16 protein-coding genes and 2 pseudogenes are annotated in these 20,076 nt (G+C 61.1%); 4 read left to right on the forward strand and 14 right to left on the reverse strand.

Features of this window, described 5'->3' with window-relative positions:
• Positions 1-585: 585 nt before the first annotated feature.
• From P3T23_RS41670 to P3T23_RS41680, 3 genes are all read right to left on the reverse strand, one after another.
• Positions 586-1,335 carry an SDR family NAD(P)-dependent oxidoreductase gene (locus tag P3T23_RS41670; protein WP_429321894.1) on the reverse strand — a complete coding sequence of 250 codons (750 nt, stop codon included), beginning with the start codon at positions 1,333-1,335 and terminating at the stop codon, positions 586-588.
• Between the two features lie 100 nt (positions 1,336-1,435).
• Positions 1,436-2,185, reverse strand: coding sequence for an SDR family NAD(P)-dependent oxidoreductase (locus tag P3T23_RS41675; protein ID WP_429321895.1), 750 nt, complete (start codon positions 2,183-2,185; stop codon positions 1,436-1,438).
• Between the two features lie 387 nt (positions 2,186-2,572).
• On the reverse strand, positions 2,573-3,496 hold the full coding sequence (locus P3T23_RS41680) for a LysR family transcriptional regulator (protein WP_429321896.1): 924 nt from the start codon (positions 3,494-3,496) through the stop codon (positions 2,573-2,575).
• A 99-nt stretch (positions 3,497-3,595) separates the two neighbouring features.
• Here P3T23_RS41680 and P3T23_RS41685 point away from each other — a divergent pair, with 99 nt between their 5' ends.
• The 3 genes from P3T23_RS41685 (at position 3,596) to P3T23_RS41695 (ending at position 6,515) form a co-directional block, all read left to right on the forward strand.
• Entirely contained in the window at positions 3,596-4,291 is a 696-nt protein-coding gene (locus P3T23_RS41685; RefSeq protein ID WP_429321897.1) for a peroxiredoxin-like family protein, read from the forward strand.
• Between the two features lie 320 nt (positions 4,292-4,611).
• The gene (locus P3T23_RS41690) at positions 4,612-6,009 is read left to right on the forward strand and encodes a sulfite oxidase (protein WP_429321898.1); all 1,398 of its coding nucleotides are present in this window, start codon (positions 4,612-4,614) and stop codon (positions 6,007-6,009) included.
• Between the two features lie 191 nt (positions 6,010-6,200).
• Entirely contained in the window at positions 6,201-6,515 is a 315-nt protein-coding gene (locus P3T23_RS41695) for a YdhR family protein (protein ID WP_429321899.1), read from the forward strand.
• A 1,943-nt stretch (positions 6,516-8,458) separates the two neighbouring features.
• Here the strand turns inward: P3T23_RS41695 and P3T23_RS41700 are convergent.
• Positions 8,459-10,498, reverse strand: a complete 2,040-nt coding sequence (locus P3T23_RS41700) for a kelch repeat-containing protein (protein ID WP_429321900.1) — start codon at positions 10,496-10,498, stop codon at positions 8,459-8,461.
• A 471-nt stretch (positions 10,499-10,969) separates the two neighbouring features.
• Here P3T23_RS41700 and P3T23_RS41705 point away from each other — a divergent pair.
• Positions 10,970-11,168: pseudogene (locus P3T23_RS41705) on the forward strand (transposase); the annotation flags it as partial.
• Here the strand turns inward: P3T23_RS41705 and P3T23_RS41710 are convergent.
• The 10 genes and pseudogenes from P3T23_RS41710 to P3T23_RS41755 form a co-directional block, all read right to left on the reverse strand.
• Positions 11,164-11,466, reverse strand: a pseudogene (locus P3T23_RS41710) (alginate export family protein); the annotation flags it as partial. The pseudogenes P3T23_RS41705 and P3T23_RS41710 overlap by 5 nt on opposite strands.
• Positions 11,467-11,488: 22 nt before the next feature.
• Positions 11,489-12,178 carry a YoaK family protein gene (locus tag P3T23_RS41715; protein WP_429321901.1) on the reverse strand — a complete coding sequence of 230 codons (690 nt, stop codon included), beginning with the start codon at positions 12,176-12,178 and terminating at the stop codon, positions 11,489-11,491.
• A gap of 194 nt (positions 12,179-12,372) precedes the next feature.
• Positions 12,373-13,293, reverse strand: coding sequence for a glyoxalase (locus P3T23_RS41720; RefSeq protein WP_429321902.1), 921 nt, complete (start codon positions 13,291-13,293; stop codon positions 12,373-12,375).
• Positions 13,294-13,343: 50 nt separating this feature from the next.
• The gene (locus P3T23_RS41725; protein ID WP_429321903.1) at positions 13,344-13,724 is read right to left on the reverse strand and encodes a DoxX family protein; all 381 of its coding nucleotides are present in this window, start codon (positions 13,722-13,724) and stop codon (positions 13,344-13,346) included.
• Between the two features lie 64 nt (positions 13,725-13,788).
• Complete coding sequence (locus tag P3T23_RS41730; protein ID WP_429321904.1) at positions 13,789-15,681, reverse strand: amidohydrolase; 1,893 nt, start codon at positions 15,679-15,681, stop codon at positions 13,789-13,791.
• Positions 15,678-15,965 (reverse strand): DUF1427 family protein, encoded by a 288-nt coding sequence (locus P3T23_RS41735; RefSeq protein WP_429321905.1) that lies wholly within the window; start codon positions 15,963-15,965, stop codon positions 15,678-15,680. The genes P3T23_RS41730 and P3T23_RS41735 overlap by 4 nt, the downstream gene beginning before the upstream one ends.
• Positions 15,966-16,275: 310 nt before the next feature.
• On the reverse strand, positions 16,276-16,929 hold the full coding sequence (locus P3T23_RS41740) for a hydrolase (protein WP_429321931.1): 654 nt from the start codon (positions 16,927-16,929) through the stop codon (positions 16,276-16,278).
• Between the two features lie 263 nt (positions 16,930-17,192).
• Positions 17,193-17,987, reverse strand: a complete 795-nt coding sequence (locus P3T23_RS41745) for a LysR family substrate-binding domain-containing protein (RefSeq protein WP_429321906.1) — start codon at positions 17,985-17,987, stop codon at positions 17,193-17,195.
• Between the two features lie 47 nt (positions 17,988-18,034).
• A complete protein-coding gene (locus P3T23_RS41750) occupies positions 18,035-18,973 on the reverse strand; it encodes a LysR substrate-binding domain-containing protein (protein ID WP_429321907.1) in 939 nt (312 codons plus the stop codon).
• A 428-nt stretch (positions 18,974-19,401) separates the two neighbouring features.
• Entirely contained in the window at positions 19,402-19,983 is a 582-nt protein-coding gene (locus P3T23_RS41755) for a carboxymuconolactone decarboxylase family protein (RefSeq protein WP_429321932.1), read from the reverse strand.
• Positions 19,984-20,076 lie beyond the last annotated feature (93 nt).

Genomic DNA, 20,076 nt, shown 5'->3' on the forward strand with positions numbered 1-20,076 from the left:
CTCGTTCGGGTTGCCGCAATCGAAACGCCGCGACCTGCGCCGAGACAGGTTTCGTCAATTCCCAGTGGCCAGCCGTTTTGACACACTCTGGGCCATCAAGAGACGTTCGTCGAAACCCTCTTTCGGACATTCAAACGTCAGCTTCGTAGCAGGTAGCGGCCGTTCGAGCATAGGTTGAAGTGGATACGTCTTGGGTCCGAGCGGACTCTTGCCGGGGATAGTCAGTGACGCCGCGTGATTCAAAGCGGTCGATTAACGCTCACCATGGCTCAAAGACCCTCGAATTAGATCGGGAAATTCGGGGCATTTCTGACCTGCTGTCGACCTCGACGGCGGCATTGATCAACCTCTGAAAGCCAGCTCGATACCTCTTGCGAACGATCGGCGCATTAACGCCACGTTGTCTGCGGAGCCGGACTTCACTGTACGCTGCTACTGCTTGCTGCTTGCTGCTTGCTGCTTGCCGCTTGCCGCTTGCCGCTTGCCGCTTGCCGCTTGCCGCTTGCCGCTTGCCGCTTGCCGCTTGCCGCTTGCCGCTTGCCGCCGCCCTGAGCAAAGTGATTGCCGAGGGCGGCACTGCCAATCTCAAATCGCGCTCATGCCGCCATCGACCGGGAGGTCTACGCCTGCGATGAAACTTGCTTCGTCAGACGCAAGGAACAAGGCGGCGGATGCGATCTCCTCAGGGCGGCCGAGTCGCCCGAACGGGACCGCCGCGGCGAACTGGGCGCGGGCCTGATCAGCCCCCTCCTTGGTCGGCGCCTGCTGGTCGAAGATCGGCGTGTCGATCGGGCCCGGGCAGATCGCATTGACCCGAATGCGGCGGTCCTTCAGCTCGGCGGTCCACGTGCGGACGAAGGAGCGTACTGCCGCCTTGGTAGCGCTGTAGGCCGTGAAGCCGGGGATGCCCTTGTTCTCCGCGATCGACGTAATCACGATGATCGCCCCGCCGTCATTCAGAAGCGGCAGTGCCTTCTTGACAGTGAAGACCAGACCCCGCGTGTTGATCGCAAAGGCTTTGTCGAAACTTTCCTCCGTCGTTTCGGCGAGCGGCTGGGGATCGACGATGCCTGCCCCGGCGAAGAGGACATCGATCGTGCCCTTCTCGCTGGCGACCTTGGCGTAGAGCCGGTCGAGATCGGCGAGGTTGGACACGTCACCCTGGACTGCGGCGACGCTGCGTCCGATCAGGGATACCGCCTTGTCGAGTTCAGTCTGGCGGCGGCCGGTGATGTAGACGAACGCACCTTCATCGACGAAGCGCTTGGCGGTGGCGAGACCTATACCGCTGCTACCGCCCGTGATGACAGCGACTTTTCCTTGGAGCTTGTGCATAGGAATCCTCATTCAAAATAGACCATGATGCGCGCGGGCCCTCGATTGGACGGCGCGTCAGACGATTGCTGCGGAACTGGAGGTGATCGCCTGGACGGGCTCAGACGGAGCACATTCCGCCATCGATCAGCAGCTCGCTGCCGGCGACGAAGCTGCTGTCGTCGGACGCCAGGAACAGCATCGCGGCCGCGATCTCTTCCGGCCGCGCCATCCGGCCGAGCGGGATATTGGCAGCGTGCTTTGCGCGCACTGCCGCAGCCTCTTCCGGCGATTTCGTCTCAGCGTCGATCAGCGGCGTGTCGCACGGACCCGGCGTGATGGTGTTGACCCGGAGCCCCCGGTCCTTCAACTCCATCGTCCACGTACGCGCGTACGACCGCAACGCCGTCTTGGACGCTGCATAGGCGCTTCGGCCCGGGAAACCGCGCAGCGAGGCGATCGTGCTCGTCAGGATGATCGAGGCACCGTTATTCAGCAGCGGGAGCGCCTTTTGCACGGTGAACAGCACGCCCCGCGCATTGACCTCAAAGTTGTGGTTGAAGCTGTCGACCGTGACGTCGCCGAGCTTCACGCTGTTGACAGCCCCAACGTTTGCTACAACGATATCCAGCCTCCTGCCGTCCGCCGCGATCTTTCCATATAGTTTGTCCAGATCGCCGAGGTTGCGCACGTCTCCGCTCACCGTCGCTGCGTTCGCACCGAGCATGGCTGCGGTCTTTTCAAGTTCTTCCTTGCGGCGCGCAAAAATATAGACAAAGGCACCTTCGGCAACAAACCGTTGCGCAGTCGCGAGGCCAATGCCGCTGGTACCGCCGGTCACAACCGCCACCTTGTTTTTCAATCTCGACACTTTGTGCTCCTCAAGTTGAAATACATGCCGGAGCTGATTGCTCCGTCGGCCAAATTAAACAACCGGCGGATGCGCAGGGGTAGAGGTAAGGGGAGAATAGCCGTTATTCCGGAATGGAATCGCGGTTTTTCGGTTACGAGCACCGGTTCGAGGCCGGTTTACGTACCTGCGGAAAAAGCGCCTGCCCGGTTACTTCGCGCTGTGGGTGGCTTACAGGCGACGAGATTTGGCCGCGATCGACTTGAAGGCGAAGGCGGAGCGTCGGCAACACAGGCTCGCGGTACAGAACTGGACGTGGATGACACAGCGGCGGGCAGGCACAAGACCCGGATTGAGGAAGTGCTCGCACGCTTCGAACGGTTTCCGATGCCCTTAGAGCTTATGTCATTAAGCGGCTGCATCGGCCGCGCTGGTGGCCGCCTCTTCGTTACCGAAAAAACGGGGCTCCATGAACGAAATAAACGCTCTTGCTTTTGCGCTCGCCCGCCGCCCCGTTGGGGACACTGCCCACAGATCAATGGGCGGCAACGTCCAGTCCTCAAGCACCGCACGCACTTGGCCCGATTTCAGTTCCGGCGTGAACATCCATTCAGAGGAAATGGTCAGTCCGAGGCCGGACAGTACCGCTTCACGAACGCCTTCTGCGGCGGTCGCCCTGACCCTGCCGCCAACGATTACCGAGGTCTCAGCCGAGCCCTGGCGGAAGACCCAGGTGTCGCCACCCCCGCGCTGGTCGTAGATGACGGCCTGATGCCCGACCAGATCCGTCGGCGTAGCCGGCACGCCGGCCCTGCCGAAATACTCAGGAGTTCCAATAACGAGGCGGCGACCCTGCGCGATACGCCTCGCGGTGAGGGAGGAGTCTGCCAGTGCGCCCATACGCAGCGCCACGTCAATGCCTGCCTCGATGAGGTCTATGTTGCGGTCGTCGAGAAAAAGGTCGATATCGAGGGACGGATGTGCCTCGAGAAACGCAGGCAACAGCGGCATGACGTGCAGTCGGGCAAACGTCACGGCCGCACTCACGCGCAGGTGCCCTGAAAGCGCCGCGCCGGCGCCTCTCGCCGCGAGCACGGCCTCCTCGGCCGACTCGATGGCGCGCTTCGCGTGTTCGTAAAAGTTCTGGCCCGATTCCGTCGGCGCCAGACCGTGCGTCGTACGCAGCAGTAGGTGCACGCCGAGAAACTCCTCGAGCTGGGCGATAGCCTTTGAGACAGCCGGCTGGCCGACCCGTAGCTGACGTGCGGCTCCCGAGAACGATCCCGAGTCGACGACAAGAACGAAGGCCTCCATGGCCGACAGGCGGTTCATCGTTATTCTCTCCTGGAATGACCGTTATCACCGCGCCATATCTACCACATCCCGTGGGGAAGGGACAAAGTATCGTCCGGACCCGTCAACAGAATTAACATGACCCTGAACGCTCAATTGAAGGCATTCCAACGGGCATTCGCAGAAAACGCAGACTCCAGCGTCCTACGCGCAATCAGCCGGGCGGACAAGGCCTTGCGCTCGTCCGGCATCCTGGACCGCTGCAAGAAGGCTGGCGATCGCATGCCCGATTTCACGCTGCCGGACGCAAATGGACGCCCCGTTACGCTTTCTCGTCTGCTCTTGCGCGGACCGGTCGTGGTCAGTTTTTACCGCGGCGACTGGTGTGACTACTGCGCGCTGGAGCTATCGGCGCTTGCAGGGATTCACCAGGATATCTGCGAGTTGGGCGCTTCGCTTGTCGCGATTTCATCTCAATCCCCTGACACCCGGATGCGGACCGACCTGCTGGATCTGCCTTTTTCTATGCTTTGGGACGCCAAGGCGAAGGTGGCCCGTCGCTGTGGCATCACTTATACGGTACCTGCCGCGTTGCGTCCGATCTACAGCGGCGCCGGCCTTCGGCCTCACGGACGCGGAGAAGAAGGATGGCGTTTGCCACTCCCCGCGACCTATATCGCAGACTGGACGGGCAGGATTGTCCTGTCCTGGCTGAACACCGATTACACCAGCCGCCTCGAGCCTGGCGACATCGTCACAACGCTGTCGCACCTGCGGCGACAGGCGGCACGTTTTCACCAGCAAGCGGCCGGTCAGGAATGCCGATTTGAATGACGGTCGAAAGTACGCATACGCAGGCAGCAAGATTTCACCAGTCCGTTGCATCGACCGGTTGAATCCGCAAACCTTAGCCGCCCCTGAAACGCCAGTGCCCGAATGTCGGCAACATGGCCGAACACCCGCCGTCCTATGCGAATCGGCGAACGGCCGTTGTACGTTTGGGAGCCGCCGTTGAGGTCGCGCTGCGTCGACGGGCCGAAGTGGGTCGACCTGCGCCTTTTGCATGCCGCATTTGCGTTCGATCTTTTCTGCGCAGTCGACTTTGAACGCCGCCCCGCAGTAAGCTGATCGAACCGACGTGCAGGGAGGCGATCATGGCACTGTTCGTTGTGCGGCATCAGCACGCTGCCGAGCGTTGCCCCGCTCAGGACCCCTATATGGGGGCCATGCTATTGAATCACTTGAGCCGCCCAAACGTCAGGCGGCACGGGGTGGAGATCCGGGGCGAGGCCGTCGTGCAGGGTGAGCACACCTTGTACCTCATCGCGGAAGCTGATGACGAGGTCCGCCTGCGCGAGTTCATGAAGCCGTTCCAGATGGTCGGCAGCCTCGACATCTACCCTGCCTCGACATGCGCCCGCGTGGTCGCCAGCGGCGGCTGCGGCGCAGCGATGCCTGTCAGCGAACTCGTGCCGGCGCTGGATCCCGAAGAGGCCTGCCAGACGGCTATTGAAGCCGGCCTGGTGGTCCATCGAGCGCATCCGCTCAACTGTGAGACCTCGATTCCGGCGCTGATCGGCGGCGTGGTCATGCCGAATGCGCACTTCTACGTCCGCAATCATTTCCAGATCCCCGACCTCGATCCGACCGCCTTCCGGCTTACGGTTGGCGGCCTCGTAGAACGACCGCTGAGCCTCAGCTTGCGAGACCTTCACAACATGCCGTCGCAGACGCGGATCGTCACCCTCGAGTGCGCCGGAAACGGCCGCACGAAGTTCGACCCGCCGATCGAGGGCGAGAAATGGGATCTGGGTGCCGTCAGCACGGCAGAGTGGACCGGCGTGACACTGACGGAAGTCCTTGACCGAGCTGGCGTTCGCACGGGCGCGAAGGAGGTGTTGTTCAGGGGGGCGGACGGCGGAACCGTGGAGGGCCACGCAGGACCGGTGCGCTTCGAGCGCAGCCTCCAGATTGGTCATGCTCGCGATCCCGACGTGCTACTGGCCTATGCGATGAACGGCGAGCCGCTGCCCATTCAGCACGGCTTCCCCGTGCGCCTCGTCGTTCCAGGCTGGTATGCCGTGGCGTCGGTCAAATGGCTGACCGAAATTGAGCTCATCGACCGGCCGTTCGCCGGCCATTATCAGGCTGCCAAGTATTGGTATGAATGGGAACGCGATGGCCAGGCCATTCGCGAGCCGGTCACGCTGCAGTGTGTGCGGGCTTTGATCACCGAGCCGGCGCCTGAGCAGGAGGTCCGGTGCGGTGAGCTGGCCATTCGCGGCGTGGCCTGGTCCGGCGCCGCTCAGATCGCGCGCGTGGAAATAAGCGTGGGCGCCGGAGACTGGCAGGAGGCGCATCTCGTCAGCGAGCGCAAGCGTCACAGCTGGCAATGGTGGGAGCTGATCACTCGGGCCCATGTGCCGGGCGTCCTCACCCTGCGTGCCCGGGCCACCGATCTTGCCGGCCGCACTCAACCAGAGCGTGCCGAATGGAACCGGCTAGGCTACGGCAACAACGCTATCCACGAAGTGCCGGTTCGGATAGTGTGAACGTCGACCCGATTTTCCGTGCCGAACGCCCCTCTTCGATATTTTTCTCGTTGACCAAAGTTAACCGACGTCCACGGATGGCTGATTTCGTCCAGTCGTGACGTCGGCAAAGACAGGTGAGCGGTAAATGGGAGGTCTGCAATCGTCTCAAGTTGCAGCAGATCAACGACCCGTCGCCCAGGGAGACACCCATGATCACCGCCATCGTCCTCTATGACCTGCCCCCGGAAATCGGCCGCGAGGAATGCCGCGCCCACTTCACGAATATCGCCCCGGATTTCCTCAAAATTCCGGGCTTCCTGCGCAAGCAGTTCATCTGTTCCCGCGACGGTAAGGTCGCGGGTGGCGTCTATATGTGGGAAAGCCAGGAGGCGGCAGAACGCTTCTATTCTGGCGAATGGCTCGCCGGAATCCGCGCCCGCTATGGCACGGAGCCGACAATCAGCTATTACGAGACCGTTGCGCTGGCCGACAAGGCGAGCGGCCAGGCGGGCGGGCTTGACTGATCGGCGGCGGGAACCTGCCATGCGGAGCGCAATCGGATACTCGATTGCATTCAGGCGATGCAAACAGGCACGCCCCCCATCTTGCGACGTGGTTGGGACAACGCAGGCGATCGGCTGGACGAAGCTCATGACCGGACGTTCGCGCCGCTACTGCGAGTGGCCTTAACGGGTCGTCTGCGGAAGTTCGCCAGTCGAGTCGAGCGCGCTGCACATGGGCTTCCGATGGACTTCCGGGTTCGCCGGTTTCAGTCAATCAGCTGCTGGCGCGTAGGGATGTTCCAACGTCGGCTGCCCACCGCTTAGACGACATACGTTAGTGATTTGAGCTCTGTCACCCGACAGACTGCGAGGATTTCGGGTGAGGGGACGTCCCAATATAAGTATTCAATTACGCGAACGTCGGGTTTCGACCGTCCTCGAATTTTCAACGTCAAGGTACCCTGACGTCACCGCATACGTTCGTGCCGGTCATCATTCGCTGCACCGTAGTGCCGATTCGCCTTGACCGCTGAAGTGACCGGAGCCGCAACCCGCCGCGGATTGGAGGGGGTTTGAGATGAGAGGCGCGTTAAACGTCAGTCAGAGAATTTCGAGGTAGCGATACGGAGGCAGATGTTCACTTCCTTCCTCCAGACGCGCTCGAGACTACTGGCAGAATTTGCTCGTTCCGCCCGAGCCACCTGGCCCTGCGTAAGCGGGGCCGCCTGGGCCGGCATACGCGCCACCGCCAGGGCCTGCATACATCGGGCCGCCGGGGCCGGCATATGCGCCACCGCCAGGTCCAGCGTAAGCGGGGCCGCCGGGGCCGGCGTATGCGCCGCCTCCAGGACCGGTATAGCACGGACCGCCCGGACCGTCATAGCCATGACAAACAGCTAATGCGTTCGCAGTAAGAAGGACCAAACAAATGCCGGCGAGTAGTCTTTTGGAGCGAGTCACGATCTTCACTTTGTTAAATGACATGGGGGCGTTAAATTTGCGGAAAGTCTGAAGTTTAGGGAGCGTCGTTCTTTGCCGCCCCCCTCCTCTCGGGAGGGCTGCGAGGGAAACCACCGATGCCATCCGTCAAGCTCTACAGTTGGCCGCCCCGTCGCCGCCCGCAGCGTCGGACGTAAATTCACTTGAGATTCTTTCCGACTAAACAGAATTCGCTTCCATAAACGCACTTCTGCGAACAACGGCAGCGGCATGGATCATAAGTCAGGTGTGATGTTCGCGACTGATCCTGCTGCTCGACGATGGCGCCTCGCGAGAGACGATCATGAATGAGCTACGGGTGTGACTCACGCTTGATCACAACCTGGACGCTGCGTTTCGCGAGCGATCGGCTTCCAGGGGTGTACAGACTGTAGTGGCCAGGTTACGCGCACACTGGGATGGGCCGGCCTCCCCTCATAGGCAGCAGGCGACAGATGGCGCAAAGTCGAGCGCATGCGCGTCGGATTGAAAAAGCCGCCGGAGGCGGTCGCTCGTTTCCGATAACTGAGATCTGGTCGCAAATGACCGCAGTGGCCGACGGCGCGACGGGCAACACGCGCGCATGAGTGACTGCTGCCCCGCCGGAAGCCGCCGTTGACGTCGCGATTGATCCAACGGCCGGAGAGGGTCGATAGCTGCCCGATGCGGGCCGATCAACGGCGGCCCACACCGCCCGATCGATGTCGGACCGGAGTCGGCCATCTGCAGTCGTTCGTTCGCGCTACCACGCGGACATTCAAATGTCGGCTTCGGCCAGATATCGGCCCTCCGCGTCGATGAAGTCGGTTGGGTCTCTGGCCAAACCGGACGCACATCTCTCAGTGCGATCAGGCGTTCGGGAACGTCCGGTTGCTGCTGGGGTTCGCTTACTCACAACCGGCGGAGCTGGCTAATTGCGCCTATGTGGTGATCGTCGTTGAATCGTCGAAGCTCCTCAGCATCAATTCGCGTTGCGCAGACCTTCCTTAAGGGCCCATGTTTGCGGCGGCCTGCGTGCCACTCAGGGATATGTCGAACACCTCCGAACTGGCAAGGTAACTGGCGCCCTTGCCACCAACGACGAGCAGGCGGCCGTCCGGCAGGAGCGTCGCCGTGTGAGCGGTGCGGCTGTTTGCCATGGAGGCGGCAGCCAGCCATTGCCCGCTGGCGGGGTCGAAGATCTCCACTGATGACAGAGCATTGGTGTTGGCGCCTGTACCACCTGCTACGACCACCTGGCCATTCGGCATGACGGTAGCGGTATGTGACTCACGACGGGTGTTCATGGGCGGCATTGGTTGCCAGCTCATGGTCTGCGGATTGAACAACTCAACCTGATCGGTTGGGACTCCGGACAGGTCGGTGCTGCCACCCGCAACCAGGACGGAGCCATCGGGGAGCAATGACGCCGTGTGGCCTTTACGAGGTTGGCTCATGTCGGGTAGTGCCGTCCAGGTATTGGCGAACGGGTCATACACTTCCGCAGAGGCCAACAGCCGACCGCTACTCCCCTCCCCACCGACGACGAGAACACGGCCGTCCGCAAGAAGGGTGGCAGTGTGGTTGGCCCTGGGCGGGTTCAAGGAAGCAACCTGTGTCCAGGTGCCTGTGGTGGGGTCGTAGACCTCGGCTACGGCACGAGGGAGGTGGTCCGCATCGTTGCCCCCCACAACCAGGACCCGACCATTGTTGAGCAGGGTTGCTGTGTGACTCTCATGGGCGATTGTAGTGGGGGCCGCTGCGCTCCATCGCGTGTCATAGATTTCGACCGAGTCCTGCGTGCTGCCGTTGCCTCCTACGCCACCCACGACAAGCGCACGGCCATCCTGAAGCGTAGTAGACGTGTGCAAGAAGCGCTGTGCCGCCATAGCCAGGGCCCTGGACCAGGTTCCTGCCTGGGTGCTGATTTCCACAGAGTTGAGTACGCCTGACGCACTGAAGCCGCCTGCCACAAGCACTGTGCCGTCAGGGCGCAGCGACGCTGTATGTGACACACGGGAAGTATTCAGACTATCGAAAGGTGTCCACGTACCCACATTCGTCACAGTCAGCGTCAGGGTGGTCTGGGTCTGACCTGCTGAGTTGGACGCCGTCACCGTGTACAGGGTTGCGGCTTGCGGGGTAGTCGGCGCACCACTGATAGCACCGGTCACGGGATCAAGGTCGAGACCAGCAGGAAGAGTCGGGCTGACCGCGAACTGTGTGGGCACCCCGCCAGTCAGCGTCGGCACGTTAGGCACAATGGGCTGACCCACTACGTACACAGCATCGGTATAGGAAACCGTCGAGGGAGGCACCACCTGTATGGGAGGCTCTGTGGGAGGCCCCACGGGTGAGGGAGGCTCTGTGGGAGGCACCACCAGTTGCTGAACCGCAATGGAGATATTCGTTTGAACATTTCCAGCAGAATTGGCACCTGTTACGGTGTACTGCGTAGCCGGCTGGGTGAACACAGGGGCGCCGCTGATGATGCCAGTCTGAGGGTCCAGCGAGAGGCCCAGTGGGAGGCCCGGGTTAATGGTGTACTGAGTGATCTCACCTCCAGTAGTAACAGGCACGTTCGGGGGGATCGCTTGATGTGCAACGTAGATTGCAGACACGAAAGGATAGCTCAGGCTATCCGGGGCGAGTACGTGGTCGGTTACCTCAATCTGGATACGCCCAGTAGCCGACCCTTGGGAATTCGTGGCCTTCACGACGTAAATAGTCGCCACAGAAGGGGAGGTGGGCGTCCCGCTAATGACACCCGTGCGGGGGGCGAGAGTGAGACCGGGTGGGAGTGCGGGCTCAACCGAGTATGAAACCACCTGTCCGCGGACACTGGGCTCGTTTGGAATGATGGGCTGGCCTACCGCATACACCACGGAGCCATCGGCATACCGGAGTGCAACAGGACGAACGCGCTGGACTGGAGGGGGTGAAGACGATTCCTCGCCCCCGCTGCAGGCGGTGAACTGGGTGATGAACATGGCCACAATGAGAAGGAAGAGGCTGCCGACCAGTGCCCGGATGCGTGAGGTGTTCATTACTGGTGACCTCCAATCCGCTCCATCCTTACCAAGGATAGTCAGTCGATTCACCTCTCAGGGGTTTTTTCATACTATTAGCAGAATTCGGTCATAGGGTCCGTCCGTGAACCATACAGTCAGCCTGCGCGACTGAAACGGTTGAAAGCGCCTATCCGCGCCGCACGAAACCGGACCTTGCGTGAACGGTGAGCTGGGAAGGGATGAATGACTGCTGCCCCCTAAAAGCTGCCGTCGAGGTGGCGCCTGGTCCACCGTCCGGTGAGGGTCGCGTGCAGCCGATCGCCTGCTCACGAGTTTCGAGCTACGTATGCACACCGCATGAGACAGCACCCGGCCATGAGGCGACATTCGCTTGTACCGTCGGCCGGACATTCAGACGTCGCTTCCGCCCAGGAAGCGGTCATCCACTTCGCGAGCGTAAGGGTCGCTTCATCGGCGACACGAGCCTATCGCGTCAGGCTATAGCCGGCCGTGCAGCGCCGGCGCGACCGGAAACGCGATGCGATGACCATCCGCCGAAGTACTGTCGAGCGTGTCTTCGGCACGCTCAAGCACTGGATGGGCCCCTCAACACTTCCTGACCAGGACGCCTGGCCGCGAGAGCACGGAGGTGAGCCTTCAGGTATTGGCCTGTAATCTCCAGCGCGTCGTGAACATACTTGATTGAACGTCCGCAGCGTGCCATCGCCCGGATGACTGTCGCCGGACGCCGCGTCGACCGGCAGCCCGATGTGTGGCGCCCACGGCGCGTCGAACGTATAGCCGCCCAGCGAACCGATCGCCCACGCGCGGATTGCGTCCGTGCCGACGTGGCCGGTCTGGAGCATCGACTCGACGTCCCAGTCCGCGCGACCGGTCTTGCCGCTGTAGTGCAGATCGAATACGTTGCGGCGCTCGTTGCCGGTCTCATCGAGAAAGACGGCGTCGCTGCGAACACCAGAATACGCAGCGAGAGACACGGGGCCTGATTCACTGGAGGTCCCGTTTTTACAGCCCCGCGGCCGCTGCTACGCGCGACCGTACCATGCACGCAAGCCATGCAAGCGCGGCGCCCGGCAGCAGCATCGCCCAGAATCCGGCGTGCCGGTACCCGAGCGCACCACCGATCGCGCCCGCAGCAAACGCGACGACAGCTGGCAGCATTTTCGCGAAACGCGTTCGCGCCACCTCACGAAGTTCGTCGGACACACGCGGCGACAGCATGTCGAAGACGTCGAGAATCACCTGAGTCACGTTGCCGGTCATCACGGTGTTCGGCACACCAGGCCGCAGGATCAGACGGCTGTGCGCGTTCTGCACGCCCATTGCAGCCGCGCCGATCATCCCGCTGACAACGGTACTCACATCGTCGGGCGTCACAGGACTCGCGTGCACACCAGCCGCACAGAATCCGAACAGCAGCACCGCCTGCACTGCATACAGGGTGCGTGCACTACGCAACGGTTGCTCCGGTCCCGACTGTGCGCGCACGAGGGCGCTGCTCAGCACAACCCCGGCGACGAATGCGGGAAACGCAAACAGCTTCAGGACCAGACCCTGTCCGTAACCCGCAAAGCCTGCACCAATCAGCACGAAGTTGCCGGTCACGTGGGCAGTGAACAGCCCGAACAGCGCGACAAAGCTCAGGGTGTCAACATAACCGGCAATTGCAGCCAGAACAGTATCTTCGGATTTCATCGGGCCCTCGGCAGAAACCCCTAACATGGTCGCCTCGGTATCGTGCCCGTCGCCTGCAATCGGTCTCCGGCGCCTCAGACGCCGGAGTCATCGGGCCCGGAGGCTTCCCGGCTGCGACGTGACGGGCAATCAAGGAAAACCCAACCGTCCCCGCCCTCTTCCCGGGCGGGAACGGCCGGCACATCCGGCCTGGCTCAGTGCGCGGCCGCGTGAATCTCGGCGATGTAACCGCCCGGGAACCGCACGAGCGCGGCGTCGCGGGCACCCGAGGTGAACGGCTGCACCAGTACGGTCGCGCCGGCCGCCTGCGCTTTCCTCAGCGTGTCGGCGAGATCCTTCACCTCGTAGCCGGTCAACTCGTGCCCGAACGGGTAAGGCAGATGGCCATCGGTCACGAGGACGGTGATCTTGCCGAAGCCTGATTCGATCCGGACGCGACGATACGTGTCGCCCGGCCGGCCAATCTCGATGCCCGGCGCGTTGCGATCATCGGACACGACCTTGCCGTGCGAGAACACGACGAAATCGTGGATGAGCGCTTTCGCGCGCTCCGGCGACACATACACGCGATTTTCCGGCACCGTCTCCAGCGGATCGTAGTGCGGCGCCTGCTTGTGCCAGTACAGCTGCATGTGCACACCACCCGGCCACGAGATCAGCGCATCACGCCCGATCGGATCCGGGAACGTGTCTACGTATACATCCGCGCCATGCGCCTTCGCCGACTTCACCGCCGCATCCATGTCGGTCACGAGATAGCCGGTGCGCTCACTACCGAATGGGTACGGAACCGGCGTCTTGAAGCCAAATACTGACAAGGTGCCGGCCGGCGTGAACACGAGCTGCGACATCGTCTGGCTCGGCGTCGGCGTCACCTGGAAGACGCCCCGCTGCGACTTGTGCCCGCCAAACGTCGCGACGAAGCTGTCGGTGAACCTGTCGAAGTCCTCGGGCGCGACGTAGACGTGTGTCGTGTCGTACTGCGGCCCTACGGCCAACGACAGCGCCGCCGCGGGCCTGGCCAGCACCGGGGGGGTGGCTAGCGCCAGCGACGAGGCCACGGCGAGCGTGCCCGCGACCAGCGCGCTTACAGCGAGGGAACGGAATTTACGCATGATCTTGAAAGTTCCTCTGTTAAGCATGATGGTGAAAGTTCCTGGTTCAGCTATGCCTTGCCACGGGACCGGTGTGCGCCGCTGGCCAGATACATCACGGCAATAAAGGCGGCAATCAGCCCGAGGTGCTCAAAAAAACCGTTCAATGCGATGAAACGTGCATTGCCAGTCAGACTCCAGAAATTGTTGGCGACCAGCATGGCAACGGCGGTCAGTGCGGACAGCCCGCCTGCGCCCAGCCAGACAAGCCGGTTGAAAACCACGCAGAAGGAGCCGCCCAGTTCGACGACAATCGCCAGCGTCGCCCACAGCGCCCCTGGATGCAGACCGAAATGCTCCTGCTCCAGAATGGCGTCATGGAAATGCGCGAGCTTGTCGATGCCCCCGATCAGATACGCAGACACGAGGGCGAGCCGCGCCAGCGGCAGCACCCACGACCGAGCCAGCAACGCGGCCACCCACGACGGATTTCCCTGTAGCGCGCCTGTCCTCACGTCAGACCGCCCAGCAGGAGCAGCCGAGCGCGCCCCAGAAGCCATGCAGGTCCGAGGTCGGCGCATTGGTCGTCCACGCGCGGGCATGCGCGTGACCGTGCACACCGCATGCCGTCGCACAACCACACGACGCCGCTGCGACCTGCTGCAGCGCCGCTTCGCCGTTGCCGCTCGCGTTCTTCCACGCGGCGAAACCACCAAAGCGACGCACCGGCGACCAGTCCGGCATCGCGGGCGGCGGCGCGCTGTCGTCGAACGACGCGAATTCACCCGTGCCGTACACCACCTTGCCACCCACCATGGTCAGCAGCGACGTGGTATCGGCAATCTCGTCCTCAGCGCACGCAAAGAAGTCGCGGTCCGGGACGATCAGGTCGGCAAACTGACCTGCCTCGATCCGGCCTTTCTTGCCCTCCTCGTTCGAGAACCAGGTCACATTTTCGGTCCACATGCGCAGGGCTGTTTCGCGATCAAGGCAGTTCCGCTGCGGATAGATCCGTAGACCACCCACCGTCTTGCCCGTCACCAGCCACGACAGCGATACCCAGGGGTTGTACGACGCGACCCGTGTTGCGTCCGTACCGGCCGAAGTCCGGATCCCCTTCTCCAGCATCTTCGCAACCGGCGGCGTGGCCTCGGCTGCCTTCGCTCCGTAACGCTCGACAAAGTACTCTCCCTGGTATGCCATCCGGTGCTGCACCGCGACGCCACCACCCAGCTCAGCGATTCGGTCCATCGACTTCCCGGAAATCGTCTCGGCGTGATCGAAGAACCAGTTGATGCCGGCAAGCGGCACATCCCTGTTGACCTTCTCGAACACGTCGAGCGCGCGGCTTATCGTTTCGTCATAGGTCGCATGCATACGCCACGGCCAACGGTTCTCCGCCAGTACGCGCACGACTTCTTCGAGCTCTCCCTCCATCTGCGGGGGCATATCCGGACGCGCGACACGGAAGTCCTCGAAGTCCGCCGCCGAGAACACCAGATTCTCGCCTGCGCCGTTGTGGCGGAAGTAATCGTTACCCTGCTTGTACTTCGACGTCTTCGTCCAGTTCAGGAAGTCTTCCTTCTCCGCCTTCGGCTTCTGCGTGAACAGGTTGTATGCGAGACGGATTGTCAGCTGGCCCTCGTCGGACAGTTTCTGGATAACCTCGTAATCGTCCGGATAGTTCTGGGAGCCGCCGCCCGCGTCGATCGCACCGGTCACGCCCAACCTGTTAAGTTCGCGCATGAAGTGGCGTGTCGAATTCACCTGATAGTCGAACGGCAGCTTCGGACCCTTTGCCAGCGTCGCGTACAGGATCGATGCATTCGGCTGCGCGAGCAGCAGGCCGGTCGGATTTCCGGCGCTGTCTCGCACAATCTGTCCTCCCGGGGGCTCCGGCGTGTCCTTCGTGTAGCCGACCACGCGCAGAGCCGCCGCATTCAGTAGCGCGCGATCGTACAAATGCAGAATGAACACGGGTGTATCGGGCGCAACCGCATTCAGCTCTTCGATCGTGGGTAAGCGTTTCTCGTCGAATTGATGCTCGGTGAATCCACCCACCACGCGCACCCATTGCGGCGCCGGAGTGACGGCAACCTGCTCGCGCAGCATGTCCATCGCGGTGGCAAGGGAGCGCACGCCGTCCCAACGCAGCTCCATGTTGAAGTTCAGTCCGCCGCGAATGATGTGAATGTGGTTGTCAATCAGTCCGGGCAGTACTCTGCGCCCCTTCAGGTCGATCACCCGGGTTGATGACCCTTCGAGCAGCAGGACCTCGACGTCAGTGCCCACCGCAGCAAACTTGCCATCCTTGATCGCAACAGCCGTTGCCGTGGGGTTCGAACGATCCAGGGTCGTAACCCGACCGTTGTAGAGGATCAGGTCCGGTTGAGTAATGGTAATGCTCATGAGTGTTCCTTCTCGTTGCCAACAAGCCCCCGGTCTGCCTGCAACACGGCATGATCCGACCGGGTGCTGGAAAGACGACCGGTTCCGCTCGCCTGATCCGATAGGGCCGGTGGCGTCGAATAACCCAACAACTGCCTCGCGGAAGGAATCGCCTGCTCGCCGATCAGCATGCCCAGCAGACCCAGTAGTGCGATAAGCGGAGGTGCTGGCGAACGTACATTGATCAGGCTATAGATAATGCCGACCAGGATGCCGGCGCTTAGCGATAACAGATAGAGTTTCATTGGTCCTGCCCTGACGTCGAAGTATCGGAAGCGCGCCAGTCGCTCGAGTTAATTACGCAAAGCGGCGAGATCGACTGGCTGCATCGCCAATCAAAGACCCTGGCAACCTACGACTATTCACAGACAAAAAATCGGACGACTGATTTAGTCATGCGGCGCGGATAATATGACAACTCTATCGTTATCCTGAATATATAATAATCGCCGTGTTGCCGATCGCTGTCACCGGTCAACCTGCACTTCGATTATCGCCGCTGGCTCGACCGGCGGCGATAATCGACCAAGGCCGAGCGGGTATGACAAATCTTGTTCAGTGTCCCTCGGAACCGCCGAACATCGTCTTCGCATAGATCAGACCTAGTCCGTAACCGCCGCCATGCGCTACCGAGGTTTTAACTGTTTCATTGTAGGTTTCGGTCCGAGCCCAATCGCGTTGCAGCTCGAGCAGATACTGCAGCGACGTCATCGGGCGTGCGCCCTGTTGGACGAGGCGATCTAGCGCGCGTTGATGCGCTTCGTCCGAAACATCGCCGCACGCATCAGCGATCACATACACCTCAAAGCCCTGATCAAGCGCCGAAAGCGCCGGCCCGACGATACAGACGCTGGTCCACAGACCCGCCATCACGATCCGTGGTTTTCCGATTTCGTTTACGCGAGCGGTGATACGAGAGTCCTCCCACATGTTCATAGAAGTCCGATCGATCGTCTCCTGGCCAGGAAATGTCGAGCTGATTTCTTCGAAAATCGGACCGGAGAAGGTCTTTTCTGCGACGGTAGTCAGAATCGTCGACACGCCAAACTCGCGGGCCGCCTTCGCGACCAATGCGACATTGTTGCGCAGAAGAACCGCATCGATCGACTTCGTCGCGAATGCCATCTGCGACTGATGGTCGATCATGATCAGCGTGTGATCGTTAGGGGACAAGAGGGTCTTTCCGGGTTTCGCTTGTGCTTGGGTCATCTTTAATACTCCAGTGGATCGGGAATGCGCGAAATACATCGGTTGCGCGGTTCTTTGCAATCTTTAGCATGCGTTCTCGTGATGTCACATCCACTTCCGAATTCTCACGATACGCATGAAACAGACGGTGCATGAACGCATGCCGGCGGATGAACTCGACGGTGGTCCACCTATTCATCAAGCCGCTCGTGCGTTGAGGAGAAGTTTGGATGACATCATCGGTATTAGCCAATTCGAAATACTTGCAAGGCCGATTACTAGCGCTAATCGATCCGACACGTGAAGCGACCCGCGTACTTACAGCGAGATTCGCCCGGCTGGAGGCTCAGAGCCCGCCAGCGACACGCTCCTTCGGTAACCATTTCAACGAAATCGAAAATCAGCGAATCGCGCTCTTTCAAGCGCGAGAACATTTGAACCGACATCGGCTCCACGTCATTGATGAACCGATATTTGATTGTCTGCGGCGATGATGTGAACAGGTTGATCGCACCGGTCACTACTCCTGGTCCCTGTTCGATCAGCGTAGTTCCGGCCTGCGCCTGCAAGGTTTCGCAGACGAAATTTGGCCAGAGGCCGGCGCTTTGGAAACGCGCTACGATCGAGTCGTAGAGCGGAGCATTTCCCGCGCGCGCCGAGGTGATCAGACGCTCATGCACAAGGTCGACAAGGTTGAGGCAGTCGACATTCGCGAGTCGGTGGTCGCTGCGCACCAGCAGCGCACAGCTCGATTCGAGCAGTGGCTCCGTTCGAAGCTCCGCATTGTTGAGCAAGCTGCCTGCTGGCAAACCAAAGCCCAGATCGATGTTGTTTCCTTTTAGCGCGACGATTTGCCGCGCCGTGTTCATCTCGTGGCGCTCAACCGTGATGTCCGGATATAGCGCCTGAAACCGAATCAAGGCGAGCGGGATGAACGGCAGATTGGCAACTTCAATGCGGCCAACCGAGATCTTGAAACTCTGATACCCCGCCGCGTCCCGAGTAATCCGTAGCGCCTGCTCTACTTGCTGGAAGATGGCATCGATGCTGTCGCGTAGTGTCTCGCCCGGCAGAGTCAACGTTACTCCACGCCGATCACGGTTGAGCAGGCGCAGCTAAGCGCTGCCTATCGACCGGAGGTGCGAGGCGTCGTAGCGCGGGTTTGCGCGCAACGCGATTCTTCAGCCGCCAGATCGAGAAAGTCAAGTATCAGCGAATTGCGTTCATTTGTGCGCGACAGCATCTGGACCGTCACGGGCTCGAGGCCGTTGATCTGCCGGTAGTGCAAAGTTTCTGGAAGCGACGAGAATAGGTATGTGGTACCGATCATTGCGCCGAGCCCTTGTTCGATGAGTCTAACGCCAACTTGTACCTGCGTCGTTTCATAGATGAAGTTTGGCATGAAACCAGCTTGCTGGAACCGAGCAACCATCGAGTCATAAAGCGGCGCATTGACCGCACGTGCCGAGCCGATCAGTCGCTCCTGCGCAAGATCGCAAAGGTTCAGAAAGTCGACGTTTGCCAGCCGGTGATCGCTGCGCATCAACAAGACCCAGTGTGCTTCGAACAGCGGCTGAACCAGTACGTCGTCGTTGTCTGGTGCAGCGTCGAGCAATGCGCCGAAGCCAATATCGATATGTTTCTTGGTCAGCGCGGTGATCTGCTGCGCCGTGTTCATCTCGTGGCGCTCTATCGTGATGTCCGGATATAGTGCCTGCAGCCGAATGAGCGCAGGCGGAATAAATGACAGATTCGCGTACTCGACCAGACCGATCGAGATTCTGGACTCTCTACGGCCCGCGGCATCCTGCGCCTCACGCAACGCGCGCTCAACCTGAGCGAAGATGGCGTCGGCGCTGTTCCGCAGAGCCTCGCCCGAAGCGGTCAGCGTCACGCCGCGCCGGTCGCGGTTCAGTAATTGCGCGCCCACCAGTTCTTCCAGTTTCGCAATCTGCTGGCTAAGCGCAGATTGCGTTATCGACGCAAGGTCGGCCGCCCGGCCGAAATGGAGTTCCCGCGCAAGAATCGAGAAGTAGCGCAGTTGACGCAATTCAATCGCTTTCATGTGGCTCTCGAGTCGAAGGTCCGTTGTCAGTCCGGCAGATCGCTGCCGTCCACTGCTTGCGCAGTATTGGCCAGGTGCGCCACGCCGACCCCGGCTACCGAACGTAGAAAACGAACGAGGCGCGCCTCTCGCACTGTCGGCCTCGGCGACACCGATTCAGTCGGACCGAACTCTTGCAAGAAGCACAACCAGAAACCCTCCACATGCTTCTTCGCAAAACGGCCATGTCGAGGCGCTCGCCTGGACGGATTTTGTGCCGCCCGCCTGACCGCTCGCGATCGGTTCGGCAGTCGCGCGCACCATGACAGAATGGATTACACGCTGCGTTGTAGGGGGATGCTTGCCCGCCTTGAAGTCGGCCCTCAAGGCGTTGAGTGTCTCCCGCATCGACATGACACTTCTCCATCGATTCCTGAAGGCTGGACGAATCACGCGGCAGAGGGCGTACCAGGCACGTGCTCGGGCTTCGTCCACTCATTGCCCTTCATGAAAGCGTCGTACGGCGTATGGACGATGTGATTCGTGTAGTTGCTCATGACCTTGGTTGCGACACCGAGAATCACTTCGAGCACGTTGCGGCGTGTATAGCCGGCCGCGAGGAAGGCTTCCACTTCCGCGTCCGGAACGAATCCGCGTTCGCGCACGACGATCGTCGTGAAGCGATGCAGCGCCTCCAGCTTCGTATCCGGCAACGCCGTGCCGGCGCGAAGCGCGGCGATCACCGCCGGGTCCATCTTGATCATTTTCGCGAGCGTGCTGTGGCCCGCCATGCAGTAGTGGCAGTCGTTCTCAAAGTTCGACGTCAGATAGACAACCTGCTGCTCGTGAGGCGTGAGTGTGCTTTTCGCAAAGAGATCCCACAGCGCCGTATAGCCGGCGAGCAGTTCCGGTGATTCAGCCATGTGCGCCTGGAGGTTCGGTACAAAACCGAAAGTACGCTTCGCTTCTTCAAGGGTGGGCTTTGACGCTGCGGGTGCGGTGTCGATCGTGTAGGACTGGAAGGAATTCATCATTTGCTCATCGTTGGTTGACGGTGAGCAGATGATGAGGCGCAAGGCGCTCGAGAAGAAGACGGGCGTTATCGATAACAGTCATTCCTCGCG

Source organism: Paraburkholderia sp. GAS448, from assembly GCF_050435685.1.
GTDB lineage: Bacteria > Pseudomonadota > Gammaproteobacteria > Burkholderiales > Burkholderiaceae > Paraburkholderia.